We start from the raw sequence: 21274 nt of genomic DNA on the forward strand, positions 1-21274 counted from the left end.
TATGCCTCACAGGCGGGTGACTTCGGCGGCGAGCGTGTAGCCGCCGCCCCAGACCGTCTTGATCAGATCGGGATTCTTCGGATCGGTCTCGATCTTGCGACGCAGGCGGCTGACCTGATTGTCGATCGCGCGGTCGAACGCGGCGGCTTCGCGGCCCTGAGTCAGGTCGAGCAGCTGGTCGCGCGTCAGCACCTGGCGCGGGCGAGTCACCAGCGCGTGGAGCAGATTATATTCGCCAGTCGAGAGCGGCACCGACACGCCCTCGCGGTCGACCAGGGCGCGCTCGCCCGATTTCAGCACCCAGCCGGAAAAGGCGAAGGAGCCGGTGTCGGGCGCGTGCTGGCGCGTGCCGCCGGCGGCGGCGCGGCGCAGGATCACCTTGACCCGGGCGGCCAGTTCGCGCGGCGAGAAGGGCTTCACGACATAATCGTCGGCGCCCATCTCCAGCCCGACGATCCGGTCGGTCTCCTCGCTGCGCGCGGTGAGCAGGATGACGGGGGTCTCGCTCGTCTCGCGGATATGGCGGCAGAGGCTCAATCCGTCCTCGCCCGGCATCATGATGTCGAGGATGACCAGATCGATCGCATAGGCCGTAAGGCGCGTGCGCGCTGCCTCGGCATCGCCCGTCTGAGTCACGCGAAAACCCTGCTTGGTCAGATATTGCGCGAGCGGCTCGCGGATCGAGCGCTCGTCATCGACCAGCAGCAGGTGTGGCGTTTCTCCCATGATGTCGGCGTCTAGCATGATCGGTTGCCTTTGGAACATGCCGGGCGGGCAAGGGGGAAAACCCGCCCGGCAGCCAGGCCAGTCGGGGAATTACTGGCCGGCGTCTGGTTTGGGCGCGTCGGCACCCGGAGGGGGAGGCGTGCCGGGGCCGCCGGGGCGATGCCACGCATGGCCTCGCATCCTGCCCATGTGCTGCTTCATGCTGTCGCGCGCCGATTCCATCTCGGCCTTGTCGATGAAGCCGTCATGATTGGCATCCGTCTTCGCGAACCGCGCTTCGGCCTGGGCGATTGCCTCGGCATGGCTGATCCTGCCGTCATGGTCGGTGTCCAGACGGGCCATCATCCCGCCATGACCGCCGTGGCGGCCCATCATGCCGGGGGCCCCCGGAGCGCCGGGCGGCGGCATCATGCCGCCGCCCCGTCCGCCCCGGCCTTCGCGCATGCGCTCGCCCATCGCCTTCATTTCGTCAGGCGAGATCTTGCCGTCGCCATTGGCGTCGAGCTTCGCGAAGCGCGCGGCGGCCTGGGCCGAAAATTCCGCTTTGGTGATCTTGCCGTCCTTGTCCGTGTCGGTGCCCGCCACCAGCCGGCCGCGGCCGGGCAGTTCGTCGCCCGAGATCACGCCATCGCCATTGGCGTCGAGCCGGGCGAAGCGCTGATCCGATCGCGCCATGAATTCGGCGCGCGAGATGGTGCCGTCCCCGTTGGTATCCATTTTGCCGGCGTCGGCGCGCATGGCGCCGCCATTCTGCCCCGCGAACGCGGCACCGCTGATGGCAGTGCCCGCCAGAGCGAGGGCGAGAAGATAGTTACGCATACCTTGTTCCTTCGAGTGATTGCCCGGTCCCGCCGGCTATGATCGGGGTTTTCGCTCACGGGTGTCGCGCGGCTATGTCAGCGAAGCGCGAAAGTGTCGCAATTTGTCGCAGCTTTAATTCCTCCCCGTGCCGGGGAGGAAAAATCACGCGAAGATCGCGACGCTCTGCATGCCCTGGGCGATTGGCTGGCCGTCGGCGTTCCAGATCGTCATCGCCTGGCTCGAACAGCCGTTGCGCGCATAATCCGACTGCGCCGAGAGCAGCCACCAGCCATCGGTGGTCGCGGGTGCCGGGGTGAGCAGGTTCACGATCCAGGTCAGCGAGCTGATCGGGGCGGGCTGCTTGCCGAGCAGCTTGAATGCCGCGGGCGGCAGGGCATCGGCGACGGCGAGCACATGGACCATCGGATCGAGCCCCTCGGCTGCGCGCAGCCTTGCCCAGCGCAGCCATTCCGCGTCGCCCGTCGCCTCTTCCTTCAGGTCGAGGAAGTTGAAGTTGCCGGTGAAGAACTCGTCGGGCCCGGTATAGAGCGTCGCATCAGGCGCGGGCGGGCACCTGGCGCTTTGCAGCCGGCCATCGAGATCGATCCGCGAGGGCTGGTCCGACATGAAGACGAAGGTCGCGCGGAAGCCGAGGCCGGCGTCCGACACGATATCGGCCTGGATGAAAGCGGCGTTACGGCCGCGGCGGAGCCTGGTCGCGGTGACGCTCACCGCGCCCGAGAGCGGGCCGATAAAGGCGATCTGGGCTGAGCGAAGCGGGGGCAGATCCGGCTCGATGCCCTGCGCCGCGTGAAGCGCGAGCGCGCTGGACAGGCCGCCATAGCTGGTCCGGCCCTGCAGCCAGTCGGCCGGGATGCTGGTGCGGAATCCACCCTCGATCGGCGTGCCGGCGGCGAGGATGTCGGCGATCGGGGTCACAGCGCCTTCTCCGCCAGGCGATCGCGCAGCGCGCGTTTCAGCACCTTGCCGATCGCGCTGCGCGGCAGTTCGTCGATCGCGTGGAGCGCGGACAGGCGCTGGGTCTTGCCGAGCCGGGCATTGGTCCAGGCGAGGATCTCGGCAGTGCCGGCATCCACGCCGGTATGCGGCACATAGAAGCCGACCGGCGTCTCGCCCCAGGCGTCGGACGGCATGCCGATCACGCTGCAATCAGCGACGGCGGGGTGTTGTGCCAGCACGGCTTCGAGATCGGTCGGATAGATGTTGAAGCCGCCCGAGATGATCAGGTCCTTCTTGCGATCGAGCAAGGTCAGGAAGCCATCCGCGTCGAAGCGGCCGACATCGCCGTGGCGGATATAGCGGCGGCCCTCGGCGTCGAACCATTCGGCCGAGCGCGTCGCGTCGGAGCGGCCGTGATAGCCGGTCATCATCGCCGGCGAGCGGCCGACGACTTCGCCCATCTCGCCCTGCGGCACCTCGTTGCCGTCATCGTCGATCAGGCGGATGTCATGGTCCTCTATCGGTTTGCCGACGGTGTGGAGCTTGTCGGGATATTGGTTGGCGACCAGCAGGCAGGTACCGCCGCCTTCGGTCATGCCGTAATATTCGACCAGGAGCCCGGGCCAGCGGGCGATGACATCGGCCTTGAGCGCAGCGGAGAAGGGCGCGCTTGTGCAGGTCTTCAGCCGGAAGGACGACAGGTCGAAACCGCCGAAATCGGGCAGCGCCATGATCCGCTGATACTGGACGGGCACGAGCATGGCGTGAGTCGCCCGATTGGCCTGGGCAAGCTCGAGAAAGCCGCGTGCGTCGAATTTCGTCATCAGCACCGCGGTGCCGCCCCAGCCGAGCGTCGGCAGGAAACTGACCAATGTCGTGTTGGAATAGAGCGGCGTCGCGATCATCGTCACCGCCTCGCCGAAACCGGCCGAGGCGTTGCGATGGATATGCGCCCAGCGCATCGCGTGGCTCTGCACGATGCCCTTGGGCGTGCCGGTGGTACCGGAGGAATAGATGATGTTGAAGCCGTCTTCGGGCGCGATGGCGACCGGGGAGGGGCTTGAACCCTCGGGAGCGAGCCAGTCTTCAAACGAAGGGAAGTGAACGACCTTTGCCGTGATGTCCCGGCCCGCCAGCGCTGCGGCGGCCTCGTCGTCGACAAATACGATCGGCGCCCCGCAATCGGCGATCATCGCGGCGAGCGATTCCGGCGTGGAAGACGGGGCGAGTGGCGCGGCGACGCAACCGGCCCGGAGCGCGCCGAGAAAGACCGCGCCATACTCGATGCGCGAAGCCGCGACGATCGCCACCGCCTGGCCCTGCGCCACGCCGTCGCGCTGCAACGCCGCGGCGACCCGGTCCATCAGCGCGTCGAGCGTCGCATAGTCGATGCTGCCCTCGATCGCGGCAAGGGCGGTCTTGCCGCCCTGCTCGGTCGCATGCGCTCGGATCAGGTCGGGCAGGGTCGCGAAATCACTCGCGAGCATATCAGCGGCTGTCATGAGACGCCGCTATGCGAGGCGCGCCGCAAATGCCATACGCAATCTTCGAAAAAGGAGGATGCCGATGCTGTTCTACGACGCGGTGAATCCGGCGCCCAATCCGCGCCGGGTGCGCATCTATCTCGCCGAAAAGGGACTGAGCGTGCCGAGCGAGACCCTGTCGATCGTCGCGGGGGAGCATAAGGGGCCGGATTTCCTCGCGGTGAATCCGCTGGGGCAAATCCCCGCGCTGAAGCTCGACAATGGCGACGTGCTGACGGAAAGCGTGTCGATCTGCCGCCTGTTCGAGGCAATGCACCCCGAACCGCCGATGTTCGGCGAGGGGCCGCAGGGCATGGCCGAGGTCGATATGTGGACCCGCCGCGCCGAGCTGCGCCTGATGGTGCCACTGTCGATGGTGTGGGCGCATTGCCATCCCTTCACCGCACGCGTGGTGAAGCCGCAATATACCGAGTTCGGCGAGAGCCAGCGGCCGCGCGTGACCGGCGCGATGCGCGAGTTCGACCGCGCGCTGGCGGACCGGGACTATCTGGACGGGAAAAGCTATTCGATGGCGGATATCGTGCTGTTGTCGGTGGTCGACTTCGCCGGCTTTGTCGGGATCGCGATCCCTGAGGATCAGGCGAATCTCCGCGCCTGGCATGAGCGCGTTTCCGCCCGACCAAGCGCCCGGGCGTGAGCGGGCGGATTGCAACCTGACCGGCTGTAGCTGTCATCGACAGCCCGGGTGCCGCGCCATAAGGTCGCGCTCCGGCACATTCGGGGAGGTGCTAAATGGCTCAGGGTCGCCGACGTTTTGCCAGCATCGTGGCGAGCCTGGCCGCGCTGTCGCTCGGCGCCTGTACCGTGACCCTGATGGCGCCCTATGACAGCCAGACGGAGCAGATGGTCTCGGCGTTGCAGAGCAGCTTTTCGGCCGAGCGCCAGGCTCTGCTCTACAGCTATGGCACGCCCGATTGCGTCTATTCGCGCCAGACCGGTTTCTACCGCAAGGCGCACGCCGATATCGAGGACCTGCGCGTCCATGTCGGCGTGTTCGCGCAGAACAGCCAGACCATCCAGATGGTCGGCCTGCTCGAGGACAGCCTCAGCGCGCTCGAGGCGGAGCATAAGCGGCGCGAGCAGACGCGGCAGGGCACCGAGCAGTGCATGAGCGCGCAAATCCTCGAGCCCGACTTCAATGGGCTCGCGCAGTCGACCGGCGCGATCCTGATGCTGGAAAAGGCCAAGCAGCGCGGCATGGCACCGGGAGGAAATTGATGGCGCAGATCGACGTAGGGGCGCTGACCGGAGAGATCGGCAATGCGATGGCAGCGGTGCTGGTCGGGGGCGGCAAGACCGCCGCGATCTATGCGAAGAACGAAGCGGAGAAGATCGCCATCTCGATCCGCCAGATCGCCGAGCTCTACGCGTCGGGCATCATCGACGCGGAAGAGGCGCGGCTGAAGCTCGACATCCAGAAGAATACCTCGCGGACCATGTTGCTGGCGGTGAAGGGGATCGGCATCCTCGCGGCGGAGCAGGCGATCAACGCGGGGGTGAGCGTGGTACGCGATACGGTCAACAAGGCGCTGGGCTTCGCGCTGCTATAGGGCGCGATCAGACCTCCTCCCGAACAGTGGGGAATTTGATTTTTTCAGATCGCGGTTTTCGCTTCCGGCAGCGGCACGCGATCCAGCACTTTCCACATGAGGATGCCGAGCGACAGGAAGGAGAGGATTGCGGCCAGCAGGAACGCCGCGCCCGGGAAGCCATGGTCGACCCCGGTCGCCAGCGCCTGAGTGAGCAGCAGCGGCCCGAGGATCGACGAGACGCTGCCCATGCTGCCGATGCCGCCCTGCAGCGCGCCCTGGTGCGAGGCGTCCACCATGCGTGAGAGCAGGCCGTTCATCGCGGGGAAGATCAGGCCGGACAGGGCGCCGACCAGAAACAGGACATAAGCCTGCCAGCTCTGCGTGATGAAGGCGAAGGCGAGAAAGGCGATGCCTGCCGAGAGCAGGCCGACGACAAGGGCTCGCCGTTCGCCGATGCGGGCGATGATCTTGCCGGTCAGGCCGCCTTGCACCAGCGCCATGACCAGCCCGACGAAAGCGAGCGACCAGCCGATTGCCTTGGCGTCCCAGTCGAAGCGGATCGCGGCCCAGAAGGCCCAGGTCGAGGGATAGACCATGTGCGCGAGTTGCCACACGAACCAGGCCGCGAGCAGAGGCGCGGCGTTGCCGGCATGGAACAGCGGGCGGAACGCGCCGACGACATGGGCATCGCGCAGCCTGAACGGACGGCGATTCTCCAGCGCGAGCGTCTCGGGCATGGCGACGATCATCACCAGGGCGTTGCCGAGCGCCAGGATCGCGGCGGCGACGAACGGCGCGCGTGGGCCGAAATCGGCGAGCAGTCCGCCGATCGCCGGCCCGATGATGAAGCCGATGCCGAACGCCGCGCCGATCAGCCCGAACACGCCGCTGCGCTTTTCGGGTGGGGTGACGTCAGCCAGCACCGAGCTGGCCGGGCTGTAGACCGCGCCCGCGACGCCGGCGATGGCGCGGCCGAGGAACAGCCAGGCGAGCGTCGGGGCCCAGGCCATCAGCGCATAATCCATGCCGAAGGCGAGCATCGAGGCGATGAGCACGGGACGCCGGCCGAAGCGGTCGCTGAGATTGCCCAGCACTGGCCCGGCGAAGAACTGCATCACCGCGAACACCACCAGCATATAGCCGGCGATCCGTGTCGCCTGTTCGAGGTCGACATGGCCGATGCTGGTGATGAGGTGCGGGAAGACCGGCATGACGATGCCGAAACCGATCGTGTCGATCAGTACGGCCGCAAGGACGATGGGCACGGCACGATGTTCGAAGCGCATTCACTCCCCTCCGGATCGCTCGCGTCCCACAATTTTCCTGACGCGCGGGCGCCGGCGGAACATTCACCGAACATGCACAAGGTCGCACGGCGGGGCAAGGGGGCAGGGGGGCATCAATTGTCTCCAAAAACCGCTGTTTTTCGGGCCATTTCGGATTAATCGCGCGCCCTTGTCGCGCGGTTCCGCCCAACGCGCCGAGGAGGTCGGAGGCACGCACCTGGGCGCTTTGCTTGCCCGGCGATCTGTGCCACATGCTCGGCCATACCCGATATTCAGATTCGGTCCCGAAGGAGAGCATTATGGCCAGCGCCGCCGAAACCGACGTCGCCGTCACCCCGATCGACGCGTTCCGCCAGGAGACGCGCGCCTGGCTGGAGGCGCATTTCTCGCCCTCGCTGAAGGGCAAGGAGAATCTGATGGCGGTGGTCGAGGGGCCGACCAGCCTGTCGGACGAGGAGGCCGCCTGGAAAAAGGCGTTCGGCGAGAAGGGCTGGGGCGTGCCGACCTGGCCCGCGCAATATGGCGGCGGCGGGCTCGATCGGGCGCAGGCGCGCGTGCTGGGCGAGGAAATGGCGCGGATCGGCGCGTGGAACCCGATCGGCGGCATGGGCGTGATGATGTTCGGCCCGACCCTGCTCGAATATGGCAGCGAGGAGCAGAAGCTGGAGCATATCCCGGCGATCGCGAAAGGCGAGGTGCGGTGGTGCCAAGGCTATTCGGAGCCGGGCGCGGGATCGGACCTGGCCAGCCTGCAGATGTTCGCCGAGGACAGGGGAGACCATTATCTCGTCAACGGCCAGAAGACCTGGACCTCGGGCGGGCAATGGGCCGACAAATGCTTCGCGCTGGTGCGCACCGACAAATCGAAGAAGCATGAAGGCATCAGCTTCCTGGTGATCGACATGACCTCGCCGGGCGTCGAGGTGAAGCCGATCAAGATGATCTCGGGCGCGTCGCCCTTTTGCGAGACGTTCTTCACCGACGTGAAAGTGCCCAAGGGCAATCTGGTCGGCCGCGAGGGCGAGGGCTGGACGATCGGCAAGCGGCTGCTCCAGCACGAACGGCAGAATCTGTCGGGCGGCGGCACGGTCGGGCGCCTGTTCGCCGGCAAGACGATGGGTACGCTCGCCAAGGAATATCGCGGGACGGACGAGCAGGGCCGGATCGGCGACAGTGACCTGCGCATGCGCATCGTGCGGCACGAGATGGACAGCCGCGCCTTCGCGCTGACGCTTCGCCGCGCCGCGCTCGAGGCGAAATCGAACCAGGGGCCGTCGGCCACGACCTCGATCATGAAGAATGTCGGCGCGCGCATCACCCAGGACCGCGCCGAGCTGTCGATCGAGATCATGGGCATGAACGGGCTGGGCTGGGAAGGCGAAGGCTTTACCGAGGCCGAGCTGGGCCAGACCCGCACCTGGCTGTGGGGCAAGGCCGTGTCGATCTATGGCGGATCGGCCGAGATCCAGAACAATGTGATCGCCAAGCGCATCCTCGGGATGCTCGACCACCAATAGCGGTGGCCGTCACCCCGGACTTGTTCCGGGGGCCATCGCGCCGCGAACGGTGGGCTGGAGGTTCCGGCGGCACCGCATGCGGATCGATGGATGCCGGAACAAGTCCGGCATGACGGAAGTGGTTTTGACCGGCACGACGGATATAGTTTCAAGGGGCAGGATGATGGCGGCACTCAACGACGAACAGACGATGCTGCGCGACATGGCGCGCGAATGGGCGGACAATGAGGCGCCCGTCTCCGCCTTCCGCAGGATGCGCGATGCGGCGCCGGCGGAGGGCTATGATGCCGCCGCCTGGGCCGAGATGGGCCAGATGGGCTGGGCGGGCATCGTCGTGCCCGAAGCCTTTGGCGGATCGGACTTCGGCTATCTCTCGCTCGGGCTGGTGCTCGAGCAGCTCGGGCGCAACCTGGCCGCGTCCCCGCTGGCGTCGACCGCGGCCGCCGCCACTGCGATCGTGCTGGGCGGGTCGGACGCGGCGAAATCGGCCTGGCTGCCGAAGATCGCGGCGGGCGAGGTCGTTGCGACGCTGGCGGTGGACGAAGGGCCGATCCACGACCCGGCGGCGATCGCGACCAGCGTGTCCGACGGCAGGATCAGCGGCACCAAGCAGTTCGTGGCGGAAGGCGACAGCGCCGGCCTGTTCGTCGTCGCGGCGGTGGACGGGCTCTATCTGGTGCCGGACGGCGCGGGCGTGTCGCGCGCCACGCGCAAGATGGTGGATTCGCGCAGCCATGCGCAGGTCACCTTCGATGGCGCCCCCGCGGAGAGACTGGGCGGGACCGACCTGACCGCAAAGGTGATCGACCGCGCCACCGCGGCGGTCTGCGCCGAGATGCTCGGCATGGCGGAACAGGCCTTTGCGACGACCAACGACTATCTCAAGACGCGCGTGCAGTTCGGCCAGCCGCTCTCAACCTTCCAGGCGCTGCAGCATCGCATGGCGAAGATGTTCACCGAGCTTGAGCTGACGCGATCGGCGGTTGAGGGCGCGCTGGAGGCGATCGACGCGAACCGGTCGGACGTCGACCAGGCCGTGACGCTCGCCAAGGCCGTGGCGGGCGATACGCTCAACCTGGTCAGCCGCGAGCTGATCCAGATGCACGGCGGCATCGGCATGACCGACGAGCATGACGCCGGCTTCTACCTGAAGCGCGCGCGCGTGCTGGAAACCCTGTGGGGCAACGCCGCCTGGCACCGCGAACGCTTCGCGAGACTCAACGGTTACTGACGCTTCGCGCGACCTATCCCGGCAAAGACAGGCGCCGTCCCTTGGGGACGGCGCCTTTTTTCTTGGGCCGCCGGAATGCGGAGATATAGCCATTTCGAATATAGGTTCTGGCCGATCCGGGGCTTTCGCCCGGGGTTTGGCGCCGGATCGGGGCGGATCGGTACTGTTTCGAAACGCGTCTTTCACTTGACGTCGCGTCAATCTCGATATCAATTCGAGTTTACGGTACGGGATCATGGAGCATCCCGGCCGAAGGGGAGAGAGTGATGCTGAAGACGCACTATATGGCTGCATGTGCGCTGTCCGTCCTGGCGATCGGAACGGCGCCGCCGGCCTTCGCCCAGGTGGCCGACCAGGCTGCCCCATCCACCGACGCGACCGACCTGGCCGAGGACATCATCGTCATGGCGCAGGGCCGCTCCCAGATCCTGGCCGATGTGCCGCTCGCCATCTCCGCGGTGACGGCCGAGACGCTGCAGAATTCCGGCGCGAACGACATCCGCCAGCTCAACCAGGTCGCGCCCTCGCTGCTGGTGTCGTCCACCGGCAACGAAGCGAACGGATCGGCGCGCCTGCGCGGCATTGGCACCGTCGGCGACAATCCGGGGCTGGAAAGCTCGGTCGCGGTGTTCATCGACGGCGTCTATCGATCGCGCTCCGGCGTCGGCCTCAACGAGCTGGGCGATATCGACCGGGTCGAGGTGCTGCGCGGCCCGCAGGGCACGCTGTTCGGCCGCAATGCCTCGGCCGGCCTCATCAGCATCTACAGCAAGCCGCCCGAATTCCGTTTCAGCGGCGGCGGCGAGGTGACCTATGGCAATTATGATTACTGGCGCGCCAGCGGCAATGTGAACGTGCCGCTGGGCGAGACCTTCGCGGCCCGGCTCGACGGCGTCTATGTGAAGCGCGACGGCTTCTACAAGGACGTCACGAACAACAGGAAAATCAACGACCGCGACCGCTATTTTCTGCGCGGCCAGCTGATGTACCAGCCGAGCAGCGATCTCTCGATCCGCCTGATCGCCGATTATACCAAGCGCGACGAATCCTGCTGCGCCGCGGCCTATATCGACCAGACGATCGCGCCGGCGAACCGCAACCTGCTGACCACGCAGAACCCGATCATCCCGGTGCTGATCGCGCTGGGCCAGCCGGTCGCGGCGTTCAGCAACCCCTATTCCCGCAAACTCAACATCAGCCCGGGCCGGGTCTATGGCGGCAAGACGCAGGACTGGGGCGTTTCGGGGCAGATCGACTATAATCTCGGCCCGGCCAGGCTGACCTCGATCACGGCCTATCGCGACTATTACAACTACCAGGCGTCCGACACCGACTACAGCTATGTCGACCTGCTGTACCGCGCGCCGAGCGTGAATGCCGGACGGCGAGGGTTCAAGACCTTCTCGCAGGAACTGCGGCTCCAGGGCGAGGCGTTCGACGGCAAGCTCGACTGGCTGATCGGCGGCTATTACGCGAACGAAGACCTCGAGGTTCGCGACAATCTGAAATTCGGATCGCAATATGGCCGTTTCGCCGCCTGCCGCATTCTCGTCAGCGGTGCGCTGGCCGGGCTCGCCAGCCCGTCCTCGGCGGGCTGTCTCAGCCCCGGCGGGCGGGCCGCGCTGCTCGGCGCCAATGGCGGCGCCGGCCAGTTCGGCGCGGCGACGCCGCTGTTCATCGGCGCGTTCGACCGGCTGGATTCAGTGGTGAATGTCGGCGACACGGTGTCCACCTACAAGCAGAACAGCGAGAATTACGCGGTCTTCACGCATAATATCTTCGAGATTACCGACGGGCTGAAGCTGACCATCGGCCTGCGCTACACGCATGAGACCAAGAAGCTCGACGCGACCTTCGGCAACAACAACAGCCTCTGCCCGGCCCAGCAATCCGCCCTGACGGGGCTCCTCAGCAATGCCGCGCTGTCGGCGCTGGCGGGGGGCCTGATCAACCTGACCTGCCAGGGCAATTCCACATCCGAGCTGAACGGCGTGTCGATCAACGACAAGCGCAGCGAGAACGAGCTGACCGGCACGGGTATCCTGTCGTACAAGGTGACGCCGGATCTGCTGGCCTATGCGAGCTATTCGCGCGGTTACAAGGCGGGCGGCTTCAACCTCGACCGCTCGGCCCTGAAACCCCCGATCCTGGTCGCGAACGGCGTGCCGACGACGACCTTCGCGGCGGTCGGCGGGGCCCAGGCGCTGGTGCGCAACCTGGAATTCGACCCCGAGATCAACAATGCGTTCGAGATCGGCCTCAAATATTCGACGCCGAAATTCAACCTGAACATCGCCGCCTTCCATCAGGCCTTCAGGAATTTCCAGCTGAACACCTTCAACGGCAGCGTCTTCCTGGTCCAGAACGTCAACAGCTGCAAAACCGACCTTGCCGGTGCCGATCTCGACACGAGCGCGACGACCGGATCGTGCGCCGCGGGCGACGTGAAAGCGGGTGTGATCTCGCAGGGCGTCGAGCTGGAGGCGTCGATGGTACCGATCCGCGATTTCCGGGTCAGCGCGGGCCTGACCTATTCCAACACCCATTATCGCAAGAACCTGATCGGCAACGATCGCGGCGCGCCGCTCGACCCGGCGCTGCGCCTGTTGCCGGGCGACAACCTGTCCAACGCGCCCGAGATCGTCGTCACCTCGTCCGTGGCGTGGACGCCGAAGCTCGGCGACAGCGGCCTGTCGGCGCTGTTCTATGTCGATGGGCGCCTGACCGGCGATTACAACACCGGATCCGACCTGTTCCCGCAAAAGGAACAGGATGGCTATGGCGTGATGAACGCCCGTATCGGCCTGCGCGGCAAGGACGAGCGCTGGGCGATCGAGTTCTGGGCGCAGAACGTGACCAACACGCAATATACCCAGGTGGCGTTCAGCTCGCCCTTCCAGGCGGACGGACCCGGGCCGGCGGGCGTGTTCCCGGCCGCGACCTATCCCGGCGCGACGCAGATTTTCTCGGCCTTCCTCGCCGAGCCGCGGACCTATGGCGTGACGCTGCGCGGGAAGTTCTGACGGGCGCGTGCCCTCGCGCCGGGGCGTGACGGAGGCGCGGGGCGCGGGATCACCTGAAGCCGGGCGGGGGCGACCCCGGCCGGCTTTTTGTTTGAGTGAATGACCCGATTGGAGATGTTGGCGCCTAGGGCCGCTTCGCGCCCATCTCGGTCGTTAAAGCGTCCTGTCGCCGCGCTACGCGCCTATGCTGGGAAGCAGCTCGTCGAGCTGATCCAGCTGCTCCGGCAATCCGGCCGCGGAGCCCTGCAGTGCTTCCTCGAGCGCTTCCCCGGACGGATAGATTTCGTGGAACTTCAGCAGCGTCTTCCCGCCCTGGTCCTCGAAGGTCACGGTCGTGATTGCGCCCTCTTCGCCCTCGTCGTTGGTCCAGACGATGCGCTCGTTCTGTACCACCTCGAGATACTTGCCGTAAAAGGCCATGGTGTCCGAACCGCCGGTGCCGAATTCCAGCCGATATTTGCCGCCCGTGCGTACATCCATATCGCACGATACGAGCGAAACGCCGGATACCGATTTCGGCATCCACCAGCGCTGGAACAGCTCAGGCTGGCTCCACGCCCTGAAAACGATGCTCGGCGGCGCGTCGAATGTCCGCGTTACGACGAGTTCGCGATCCCCTCTACGCTCGACTGACGTGGGGTTCTGCACGCCACCTGCGCTGCTAACTTGCTGATCCATCGCTTTCCTCCTGTTTCAGTTCACTGATGATGTCGTCCAATGCGTCGAAGCGATCCTCGAAGAGCTTGCGGTGCACCTCGATCCACTCCGCTTCCGCCGTTAGGCCGCGTTTCCCAAGCTTGCAGGTTCTCACGCGTCCGACCTTCTGCGTGACGACGAGCCCCGCCCGCTCGAGAACCTGGACGTGCTTCTTCACGCCGGTCAGCGTCATCTGGAACGTGTCCGCGAGACTGGTGATCGACGCGTCGCCTTGCCCGAGCTGATCGATGATCCCGCGACGGGTCGCATCGGACAGCGCCGCAAAGGAGAGATCGAGGGGAGGACTCGCATACTGAACCATATGGTTCAGTATGTAACTTGCCCGCGCGGAAAGCGCAAGCGTCCCGGCCTTTGTTGCTGTAGGCCGGTCATTCCATGTCCCGTACCGCCATTGCAGTATTCCGCAGGGGAGTGACGCAACGCCGCGCGCGGCCTATCTCTGGCCGATGCCCAAGCCAAAGCGTTCGCCCGGCCTTCCCACCCGCGAGCAGATCCTCGATTTCATCGCCTCGTCGGAGACTCCCGCCGGCAAGCGCGAGATCGCGCGCGCCTTCGGCCTGACCGCGCAGGAGAAGATCGGCCTGAAGGCGCTGCTGAAGGATATGGCGGACGAGGGGCTGATCGACAGCGCGCCCGGCCGCGCCTTCCACAAGCTCGGCGGGCTGCCCAAGGTGACGGTGCTGCGCATCGCCGATGTCGATGACGGCGGCAATGTGTGGGCCGTGCCCGAGCGCTGGGAGTCCGACGCCCCCGCGCCGCGCCTCAGGATACGCGAGCGCAAGCATGGCGCCCTGGCCATTGGCGACCGGGTGCTGGCGCGCACCGAGGAAGCCGGCAATGGCTGGATCGCGCATCCGATGAAGCAGCTCGCGCGTGGCGAGGAGCTGGTGCTCGGCGTGCTGCATCAGGAAGGCGGCAAGCTCTGGCTGCAGGGCGTCGAAAAGAAGGAGCGGCGCGAGTTCATGGTCTCCGATGCCGGCGGTGCCGAGCCGGGCGACCTGGTGCTGGCGGAAAAGGCCGGGCGTCCGCCGCGTATCACCGTACGGGTGACCGAGCGGCTCGGCGATCCCTTCGCGCCGCGCAGCTTTTCGCTGATCGCGATCCACAAGCTCGGCATCCCCAATGTCTTCACGCCCGAGACGATCGAGGAAGCCGCGCGGGTCGCGCAGACGCCTCTGGGGGAGGGGCGCGAGGATCTGCGCGACCTGCCGATCGTCGCCATCGACCCGGCCGATGCGCGCGACCATGACGATGCCGTCTGGGCCGCACCCGACGACGATCCCGCGAACGAGGGCGGGTGGAAGGCGATCGTCGCGATCGCCGATGTCAGCTTCTATGTCCGCCCCGGCTCCGAACTCGACCGCGAAGCGCGGCGGCGTGGCAACAGCGTCTATTTCCCCGACCGCGTCGTGCCGATGCTGCCGGAGGAATTGTCGGCCGACATGTGCTCGCTGAAGCAGGATGTCGATCGCGCGGCGCTGGCGTGTCACTTGCGGATCGCGAAGGACGGAACGCTCAAGAGCTGGCGCTTCACGCGCGCCGTGGTGCGGATCGCGGCGAACATTGCCTATGAGGATGCGCAGGCGGCGATCGATGCTCATGAAGCGGCAAACCAACCCGTTCGTGTCGAGCGAAGTCGAGACACCATCGATGAGAATGACGGTCTCCCGCCCCAAGGCTTCTCGACTTCGCTCGAAGCGAACGGAGAGGGGGCAGGCCCCCTGGCAGCGAATGGCTTGCTGGAATCCGCCCTCCTCCCCCTCTGGGCCTGCTGGCGCGCGCTCAACAAGGCGCGGGAGAAGCGCGAGCCGCTCGATCTCGACCTGCCGGAACGCCGCGTCGTGCTCGACGAGAAGGGCCGCATCCTGTCGGTCGCGCCGCGCGAGCGGCTCGATGCGCACAAGCTGATCGAGGATTACATGATCGCCGCCAATGTCGCGGCGGCCAAGGCGCTGGAGGCGAAAAAGGCCCCGGTCATGTACCGCGACCATGAGCCGCCGAGCCGCGAGAAGCTGGTCGCGCTGAAGGAATATCTCAAGACCTTCGGCGTCGAGTTCGCGTTGGGCCAGGTGGTGCGGCCGGGCACCTTCAACCACATCCTCGACCGGATCGGCGAGGTGGATTTCCGCCCCCAGGTGATGGAGCAGGTGCTGCGCACCCAGACCCAGGCCTATTACGGCCCGGAGAATCACGGCCATTTCGGGCTCGCGCTCGGCAGCTACGCGCATTTCACCTCGCCGATCCGACGCTATGCCGATCTGATCGTCCACCGCTCGCTGGTTGCTGCGTACAAGCTCGGCCCCGGCGGGCTGACCGAGGGCGAGGCGGCGTCGATGGAGAAGATCGGCGAGAGCATCTCGATGATGGAGCGCCGCGCGATGGAGGCGGAGCGCGACACGATCGACCGCTATGTCGCCGCCTTCCTCGCCGAGCGGGTGGGGCAGGTGCTCGACGTGCGGATCACCGGCGTGGCCAATTTCGGCTTCTTCGCGACGGTCGAGGGGATCGGTGGCGACGGGCTGATGCCGGTGCGTGACATTGGCGGCGAATATTTCCGCTATGACGAGACGGCGCGGCGCCTGATCGGCGACGAGACCGGCACTGAATATGCGAGCGGCCAGCGGCTGCAACTCCGGCTGGCCGAAGCGAACCCGGTGTCGGGCGCGCTGCGCTTCGAGATGGTGGACGGGAAGGGCGCCCGGCCCGAGCGCGACGCGAAACCGCACCGCGTGATCAAGCGACGCGGCCGGCCGGCGAACATCCGCCACCAGGGGCGCAAGCGGTGAGCGAGCTTCCCGCGGCCGCCCGGCGCGTGCGCGGGCCGGTGGCGGGTCATTTCCTCGCGCAGCATGCGCTGTCGCCCGGGGAGGCGATCGCCTTCGTGCCCAAGGATCGCGTCGAGCGCTGGTGGTTCGACCGCTTCCGCCGCATCGGCGCGCTGCGCGAGGCGGCGCCGGGGCGCTGGTGGTTCGATCTGGTCGCCTATCACCGTGAGGCGCAAGCATTCAGCCGGCGCTGGGTGCCGATCGCGATCGCGGTGCCGGTGGTGATCGCCGCCGTCGCGATGCTCTTCTATCGCGGCTGAAGCCGTGGCATGATCGCCGCTTACGTCATTGGGGAACGGGCATGGGCGGGGCAACGGCAGCGGTGGCGGCAGCGGCGGCACGGGCGCGACGCAGGGTCATCTCGCACTTCATGTCGCGCAATGCGGTATCGCCGGACAAGGCGGTCAGCTTCACCCCGGCGCGGCGGATGGAGGAGAAATTCTTCGACCGCCTGCGCGAAAACGGCGTGATCGCGCCGGCGAAGAACGGGACCTGGTATCTCGATGTGCCGAAGCTGGATGCGTATCAGCAGGGCCGGCGGAAAAAGCTGGGCATGGCGCTGGCCGGCCTTGCCGCGGCGCTGGCGGCGGGCGTGGGGATCGGGCTGCTCGGCTAACTTAATTCCTCCCCGAGCTTGCTCGGGGAGGGGGACCGCCCGCTTCTTCAGCGGGTGGTGGAGGGGCTTGGAGCGGGGGACCGACGTTCCGCACTCCAAGCCCCTCCACCATTCGCCGGAAGAGGCGAATGGTCCCCCTCCCCGTTCCGGGGAGGATTTAGCCCGCCCGGAACGTCAGCCCCGCCTTCGCCTGCAGCCGCTTGACCAGCACCTCGCCGAGCAGCGCGCCCGGCGTCCAGATACCGCCTTCACCCGCCACGTCCTGCACCAGGCAGAGCGCCGCCTCCGCGATCATCTTGCTGGTCGACCCGTATCCGGGATCGCGGTCCCCGGTGACGACCGAGTCGATGCGCGAGCCGTCGGGCATCTCGCCGATGAACAGCACGTCGAAATAGCCGTTGTCGCGCTCTTCCTTCGACGGGCCTTCGCCGGGTTTCGGGCCCTTGTCGCTGGCCATCGGGTTGAATTTCGCGATCGCCTCGGCCGCCGCCTTGCCGATATCGCCGAGCCCGGCGACGATCATCTCGTCATAGACGAAGTCGGCACCGTACGCCTCGCCGAGCAGGAAATTGGTGCGGTGGACATTCTTGGTGTTGATCGGCGCCATGATGAAGGGGGCGACCCAGGCCTCGATCGTCTTGTCGTAATCGGGCAGCAGCCCGCGCGGCTGGCTCGGTCCCTGGAAGCCGGGGGTCAGCGAGAAGGGGTTGGTCAGCAGGCCGAGGATCGACGGATCGCGCGCCGCGGCGGCGAGCGTGGCCTTGAGGCTGGCGGCGGTACCGCCGGAAAAGGTACCGACCATCTTGCGCACCCGGCATTTCACGCGCGGGGCGGGCTTGCCGTATTTGCGCTTCGCCGCGTCCTGCAGGGTGAGCACGCCGAGGTCGAACGGGATCGAATCGAAGCCGCAGGAAAAGACGATGCGGGCGCCGGTGCGCTGTGCGGTTTCGTGGTGGGCGTCGATCATGTGGCGCATCCAGGCCGGCTCGCCGCACAGATCGACATAGGCAGTGCCGGTCTCCGCGCAGGCGGCGACCAGGTCGCTGCCGTACAGCTGATAGGGGCCGACGGTGGTGAGCATCACCGTGGTGCGCTCGCACAGGGCCTTCAGGCTGGCGGGATCGTCCGAATTGGCGGTGAGCAGGGGCATGTCGGCGGGCGCCCCGATCTCGTCGCGGACCTCCTGCAGCTTCGACAGCGACCGGCCCGCCATCGCCCAGCGCGGCGCGTCGGGGCCGGGATAGGCCTGGATCAGATATTCCGCGACGAGGCGGCCGGTGAAGCCGGTGGCGCCGTATACGATGATGTCGAAGTCGCGCATGTTACTCCCCTCCCGCTCGCGGGAGGGGCCGGGGGAGGGCCTGTTACCGCGCGGTCGGTCGAACATGCCCTCCCCTAACCCGGTGATGCAAGTGGAAGGGGGATTTTTAAGAGGACTTACCTTTTTACGCCGGCACGGGTTCGGGCGCGAACGAGGCGAGTTGCGCGTTCAGCGCGCGCTTGAAGGCGGGGCGCGCCATGCAGCGATCGCGATAGGCGACGAGGTTTGGGAATTCGGCCAGCAGCGCGTCGTCCGAAACCTCCCGCAGCACCGTCGTCATGATGATGTCGGCGGCGCTGAAGTCGCCTTCGAGATAGTCCTTCTCGCCCAGCCAGCCCGACACTCCTGCGAGCCGCCCGCGCAGATTGTCGATCACCTGCGGGCGGCGCAGCTTGCCCCATTCGGCGTCCGGGTTGAACGTATCGATATTGACCAGGTCGAACACGAACGGCTCGACGCTGTTGAGCGCCGCGGTGACCCAGGTCAGCACGCGCGAGCGGCCCGCCGCGTCCTTGGGCATCAGCGCCGCGGAACGCTCGGCGATACGCAGCACCATCGCGCCGCTCTCGAACATCTGCACTTCGTCGTCGCGGTACGCCGGCACCTGGCCGAAGGGCTGCTCGCGGCGATAGTCCTCGCCCTTGGCCGTTTCGAAACCGATCAGCCGTTCGCAATAGCCGATGCCGGCTTCCTCGCACGCCCAGCGCGGCCGCAGATCCCGGACGAAGCCGCGCGCGAAGTCCGGCACCCAGGCAAAGCTGGTAATCTCGATATCGGCATTGGGATCGATCGGCATGGGGCATCCTCTCACGAAGCACTTGACAGAATAAGTTGATATCAACATAAACCCGTCATGTCAAAGCCTGGACCGGTATCCGTCGATCAGACGCATTTTGTGCGCGATCACTGCCTGTGCCTGGCCACCCAGCGCGCGGCGCGTTCATTGTCCCGGCGGTTCGACGAAGCCTTCCGGTCGTTCGGCATCACCAGCGGCCAGTTCTCGCTGCTGAACGCGCTCAACCGGCCCAGGCCGCCGTCGCTCGGCTCGGTCGCCGACCTGCTCGCGATGGACCGCACCAGTCTCACCGCCAATCTCAAGCCGATGCAGCGCGACGGGCTGGTGCTTGTCGAGGCCGACCCGTCGGACCGCCGGATCAAGCGGCTGGTGCTCACGGCGGCGGGGCAGCAGGTGCTGGCGGAAGCGATGCCGGTATGGACCAGCGTCCATGGCGAGATCGAGAGGGGGCTGGAGTCGCGTGCCGCCAGTGGCGACGCGCTTCGCATGGGCCTCGGCGCGCTGCTGTGAGCCTCATGGGACAGTTGTTGGAGATTCTCAGCGCGGCGCCTCGCGACGGGCGCTTCCCATGGAGGTCGGATTTCAAGCAGGCACTTGATATTTAATAATATTGTCTGAAGCGCTTGCCAAGCGGCGGCCCGAGATATGGGACAAGCTGGTGTCCCATATCTCGGGCCGATTTTCCTGTGATCGTGGCCGCTTGTGACAGCTTGCCGTCGAGCTCGATTCAACCGCGCCACGGGACCTGGCATGTCATCCCTTGCACCCGAATCCGACTAGCGCAAAAAACTTAGTTGGCTGGAATCACCTCTCCCCGTTCGCCCTGAGCTTGTCGAAGGGCTGTTCTTTCTTCCGGAGAAGATGAAGAGCAGGGCTTCGACAACCCCGGATCAAGTCCGGGGCCGAACGGTAGGGGGTAAATCCAGCTCAAATATGCTCTAGATGCCCGATCCAAGATCCAGGAAGTCGCCGGCGCTGAGATGCGCGGCTTCGGGATTGGCGAGGTGCCCGACCAGCCGGTCGACCTGGACCGCGATCTCGGGGACGGCGGTGATTTCCCACCATTGCGGGCAGGTCAGCGCGCCGAGCGCGAACAGCCAGGTCGAGGCGCGGCGATCCGAATCGAGCAGGGCGCAATTGTCGGTTTCGAGGCCGAGGCCGAGCGCATCCGGCAAGGCAAGACCCTGGTCGCGCAGGTCGGCGAGCAGGGGGATGGCGATCGCGCCGGCATCTCGGCGCGGCCCGGTGCAGTTGACCACGCGGGCGGCGGTGAACCGACGCTCGCCGCCGTTGCGAGCGGCGAGGGCGACCTCGACCTTGTCTCCGACCAGGCGATAGCCGCGCAGCCGCGCCGGCAGGATCTCGAGCCGGCCACGCGCGGCCTCGGCGTGGAGCGCGTCATGGATGCGCTGCGCCATGCGGTGGCGGTGGACGTCCCAGCGGGTACGGAGATGGCGGAGGAACTGGCGCTTCTCGCGCGTGGACCAGCTGCTCCACACCGCCGGAATGGCGGGGCGGGCGGCGTCGAACACGCGCTGCCACGGGATGCTCCGCGCCTCGGCAGTGGCGACCTGCTCGCGGATCAGCCGCATCAGCCGGCGCGGCGAGGCGGGCAGGGCCGCTTCGAGGAAGGCCGGCCAGGCGCCGCCGGCCGCGTGCACCTGGGGCAAGAGGCCCCGGCGCGAAGTGGCGAGGATCGGGCCGCGATGGCCGGCGGCGCTGAGTTTCAGCACGATATCGACCGTGGTGAGGCCGGTGCCGAGCAGCAGCACGGGATCGTCGGGCGCAAGCCCGTCGAACGCATCATGCGCCCAGGGGTCGGGCACGAAGCCGGGGCTGTCATAGAACCATGAGTCGGGCCCGCCCGGCGCGCGCGGGGCGAGGTTGCCGGTCGCCAGCACCACGGCATCGACCGGGATCTCGCGGCCGTCGCTCAACCGGACGGTGCGATCGGGTCGGGCGAGCACGCGGACCGCTTCGCCGCGGACCAGCGACAGGCCGGGCCCGTCGCCCGTGACCAGCGCCGCCTCCAGCCGCTCCTCCAGATAGGCGCCGAACAGCGCGCGCGGCACGAACACACCGTGCAGGTCGCCGCCGCTTTCCGCCAGACCGGTCGAGAGGGCTTCCCGGGCGTTCGGGTTCGCCTGCAGCCAGTCAGCGAAGCCGGGTGTGAGCCCGACTTCCATCCGGCTGATCGGCACGTTGAGCAGATGCTGCGGCGAGCACGCGCCATAAGCGAGGCCGCGGCCGATCCGGCGCGTCGCCTCGATCACGATCACGCGGAAATCGGGGCGCGCGGCGGCCAGCTTCAGGCCGAACAGCGCGCCGCTCATTCCGCCGCCGATCACCGCGACGGTGTGGACATTCGGTCTGCTCAAG

At 66.8% G+C, this 21274-nt stretch carries 20 protein-coding genes; 10 read left to right on the top strand and 10 right to left on the bottom strand.

The window, feature by feature from the left end:
- Positions 1-6 precede the first annotated feature (6 nt).
- The 4 genes from ACZ1I5_RS02835 to ACZ1I5_RS02850 form a co-directional block, all read right to left on the bottom strand.
- A complete protein-coding gene (locus ACZ1I5_RS02835; RefSeq protein WP_465173881.1) occupies positions 7-726 on the bottom strand; it encodes a response regulator in 720 nt (239 codons plus the stop codon).
- A 90-nt stretch (positions 727-816) separates the two neighbouring features.
- A complete protein-coding gene (locus ACZ1I5_RS02840; protein ID WP_465172228.1) occupies positions 817-1545 on the bottom strand; it encodes a hypothetical protein in 729 nt (242 codons plus the stop codon).
- 144 nt (positions 1546-1689) lie between these two features.
- Positions 1690-2466 (bottom strand): thioesterase family protein, encoded by a 777-nt coding sequence (locus ACZ1I5_RS02845; protein ID WP_465172229.1) that lies wholly within the window; start codon positions 2464-2466, stop codon positions 1690-1692.
- A complete protein-coding gene (locus tag ACZ1I5_RS02850; protein ID WP_465172230.1) occupies positions 2463-3989 on the bottom strand; it encodes a class I adenylate-forming enzyme family protein in 1527 nt (508 codons plus the stop codon). The genes ACZ1I5_RS02845 and ACZ1I5_RS02850 overlap by 4 nt, the downstream gene beginning before the upstream one ends.
- Before the next feature lie 64 nt (positions 3990-4053).
- Here ACZ1I5_RS02850 and ACZ1I5_RS02855 point away from each other — a divergent pair, with 64 nt between their 5' ends.
- The 3 genes from ACZ1I5_RS02855 (at position 4054) to ACZ1I5_RS02865 (ending at position 5581) form a co-directional block, all read left to right on the top strand.
- Positions 4054-4668 (top strand): glutathione S-transferase family protein, encoded by a 615-nt coding sequence (locus tag ACZ1I5_RS02855; protein ID WP_465172231.1) that lies wholly within the window; start codon positions 4054-4056, stop codon positions 4666-4668.
- Positions 4669-4763: 95 nt separating this feature from the next.
- A complete protein-coding gene (locus tag ACZ1I5_RS02860) occupies positions 4764-5249 on the top strand; it encodes a hypothetical protein (protein WP_465172232.1) in 486 nt (161 codons plus the stop codon).
- Positions 5249-5581 (top strand): hypothetical protein, encoded by a 333-nt coding sequence (locus ACZ1I5_RS02865; RefSeq protein ID WP_465172233.1) that lies wholly within the window; start codon positions 5249-5251, stop codon positions 5579-5581. The genes ACZ1I5_RS02860 and ACZ1I5_RS02865 overlap by 1 nt, the downstream gene beginning before the upstream one ends.
- A gap of 44 nt (positions 5582-5625) precedes the next feature.
- On the opposite strand, the gene ACZ1I5_RS02870 is transcribed toward ACZ1I5_RS02865, so the two are convergent.
- Positions 5626-6849: a TCR/Tet family MFS transporter gene (locus ACZ1I5_RS02870; protein WP_465172234.1), complete on the bottom strand. Its 1224-nt coding sequence runs from the start codon at positions 6847-6849 to the stop codon at positions 5626-5628.
- A gap of 299 nt (positions 6850-7148) precedes the next feature.
- Between ACZ1I5_RS02870 and ACZ1I5_RS02875 the strand changes: the two genes are divergently transcribed.
- The 3 genes from ACZ1I5_RS02875 (at position 7149) to ACZ1I5_RS02885 (ending at position 12620) form a co-directional block, all read left to right on the top strand.
- Positions 7149-8366 (top strand): acyl-CoA dehydrogenase family protein, encoded by a 1218-nt coding sequence (locus ACZ1I5_RS02875; RefSeq protein WP_465172235.1) that lies wholly within the window; start codon positions 7149-7151, stop codon positions 8364-8366.
- A 163-nt stretch (positions 8367-8529) separates the two neighbouring features.
- Positions 8530-9597 carry an acyl-CoA dehydrogenase family protein gene (locus tag ACZ1I5_RS02880; protein ID WP_465173882.1) on the top strand — a complete coding sequence of 356 codons (1068 nt, stop codon included), beginning with the start codon at positions 8530-8532 and terminating at the stop codon, positions 9595-9597.
- A gap of 266 nt (positions 9598-9863) precedes the next feature.
- A complete protein-coding gene (locus ACZ1I5_RS02885; protein WP_465172236.1) occupies positions 9864-12620 on the top strand; it encodes a TonB-dependent receptor in 2757 nt (918 codons plus the stop codon).
- 174 nt (positions 12621-12794) lie between these two features.
- Here ACZ1I5_RS02885 and ACZ1I5_RS02890 read toward each other — a convergent pair whose 3' ends face one another.
- Entirely contained in the window at positions 12795-13298 is a 504-nt protein-coding gene (locus tag ACZ1I5_RS02890; RefSeq protein ID WP_465172237.1) for an SRPBCC family protein, read from the bottom strand.
- A complete protein-coding gene (locus tag ACZ1I5_RS02895; protein WP_465172238.1) occupies positions 13282-13638 on the bottom strand; it encodes an ArsR/SmtB family transcription factor in 357 nt (118 codons plus the stop codon). The genes ACZ1I5_RS02890 and ACZ1I5_RS02895 overlap by 17 nt, the downstream gene beginning before the upstream one ends.
- Before the next feature lie 145 nt (positions 13639-13783).
- Between ACZ1I5_RS02895 and ACZ1I5_RS02900 the strand changes: the two genes are divergently transcribed.
- The 3 genes from ACZ1I5_RS02900 to ACZ1I5_RS02910 are packed head-to-tail and all read left to right on the top strand — an operon-like array spanning position 13784 to position 16778.
- Entirely contained in the window at positions 13784-16123 is a 2340-nt protein-coding gene (locus tag ACZ1I5_RS02900; RefSeq protein ID WP_465172239.1) for a ribonuclease R family protein, read from the top strand.
- Positions 16120-16422: a hypothetical protein gene (locus ACZ1I5_RS02905; protein WP_465172240.1), complete on the top strand. Its 303-nt coding sequence runs from the start codon at positions 16120-16122 to the stop codon at positions 16420-16422. Before ACZ1I5_RS02900 ends, ACZ1I5_RS02905 begins: the two co-directional genes overlap by 4 nt.
- 41 nt (positions 16423-16463) lie before the next feature.
- Positions 16464-16778 (top strand): hypothetical protein, encoded by a 315-nt coding sequence (locus ACZ1I5_RS02910; protein ID WP_465172241.1) that lies wholly within the window; start codon positions 16464-16466, stop codon positions 16776-16778.
- A gap of 157 nt (positions 16779-16935) precedes the next feature.
- Here the strand turns inward: ACZ1I5_RS02910 and ACZ1I5_RS02915 are convergent, their stop codons facing one another.
- Positions 16936-18099 carry a saccharopine dehydrogenase family protein gene (locus ACZ1I5_RS02915; RefSeq protein WP_465172242.1) on the bottom strand — a complete coding sequence of 388 codons (1164 nt, stop codon included), beginning with the start codon at positions 18097-18099 and terminating at the stop codon, positions 16936-16938.
- 124 nt (positions 18100-18223) lie between these two features.
- Entirely contained in the window at positions 18224-18895 is a 672-nt protein-coding gene (locus ACZ1I5_RS02920; protein ID WP_465172243.1) for a glutathione S-transferase family protein, read from the bottom strand.
- A gap of 57 nt (positions 18896-18952) precedes the next feature.
- Here ACZ1I5_RS02920 and ACZ1I5_RS02925 point away from each other — a divergent pair, with 57 nt between their 5' ends.
- The gene (locus tag ACZ1I5_RS02925) at positions 18953-19405 is read left to right on the top strand and encodes a MarR family winged helix-turn-helix transcriptional regulator (RefSeq protein ID WP_465172244.1); all 453 of its coding nucleotides are present in this window, start codon (positions 18953-18955) and stop codon (positions 19403-19405) included.
- A gap of 428 nt (positions 19406-19833) precedes the next feature.
- Here ACZ1I5_RS02925 and ACZ1I5_RS02930 read toward each other — a convergent pair whose 3' ends face one another.
- On the bottom strand, positions 19834-21273 hold the full coding sequence (locus tag ACZ1I5_RS02930; protein WP_465172245.1) for an FAD/NAD(P)-binding protein: 1440 nt from the start codon (positions 21271-21273) through the stop codon (positions 19834-19836).
- Position 21274 lies beyond the last annotated feature (1 nt).

This window comes from Sphingomonas sp. BL-S-30 (genome assembly GCF_055521475.1).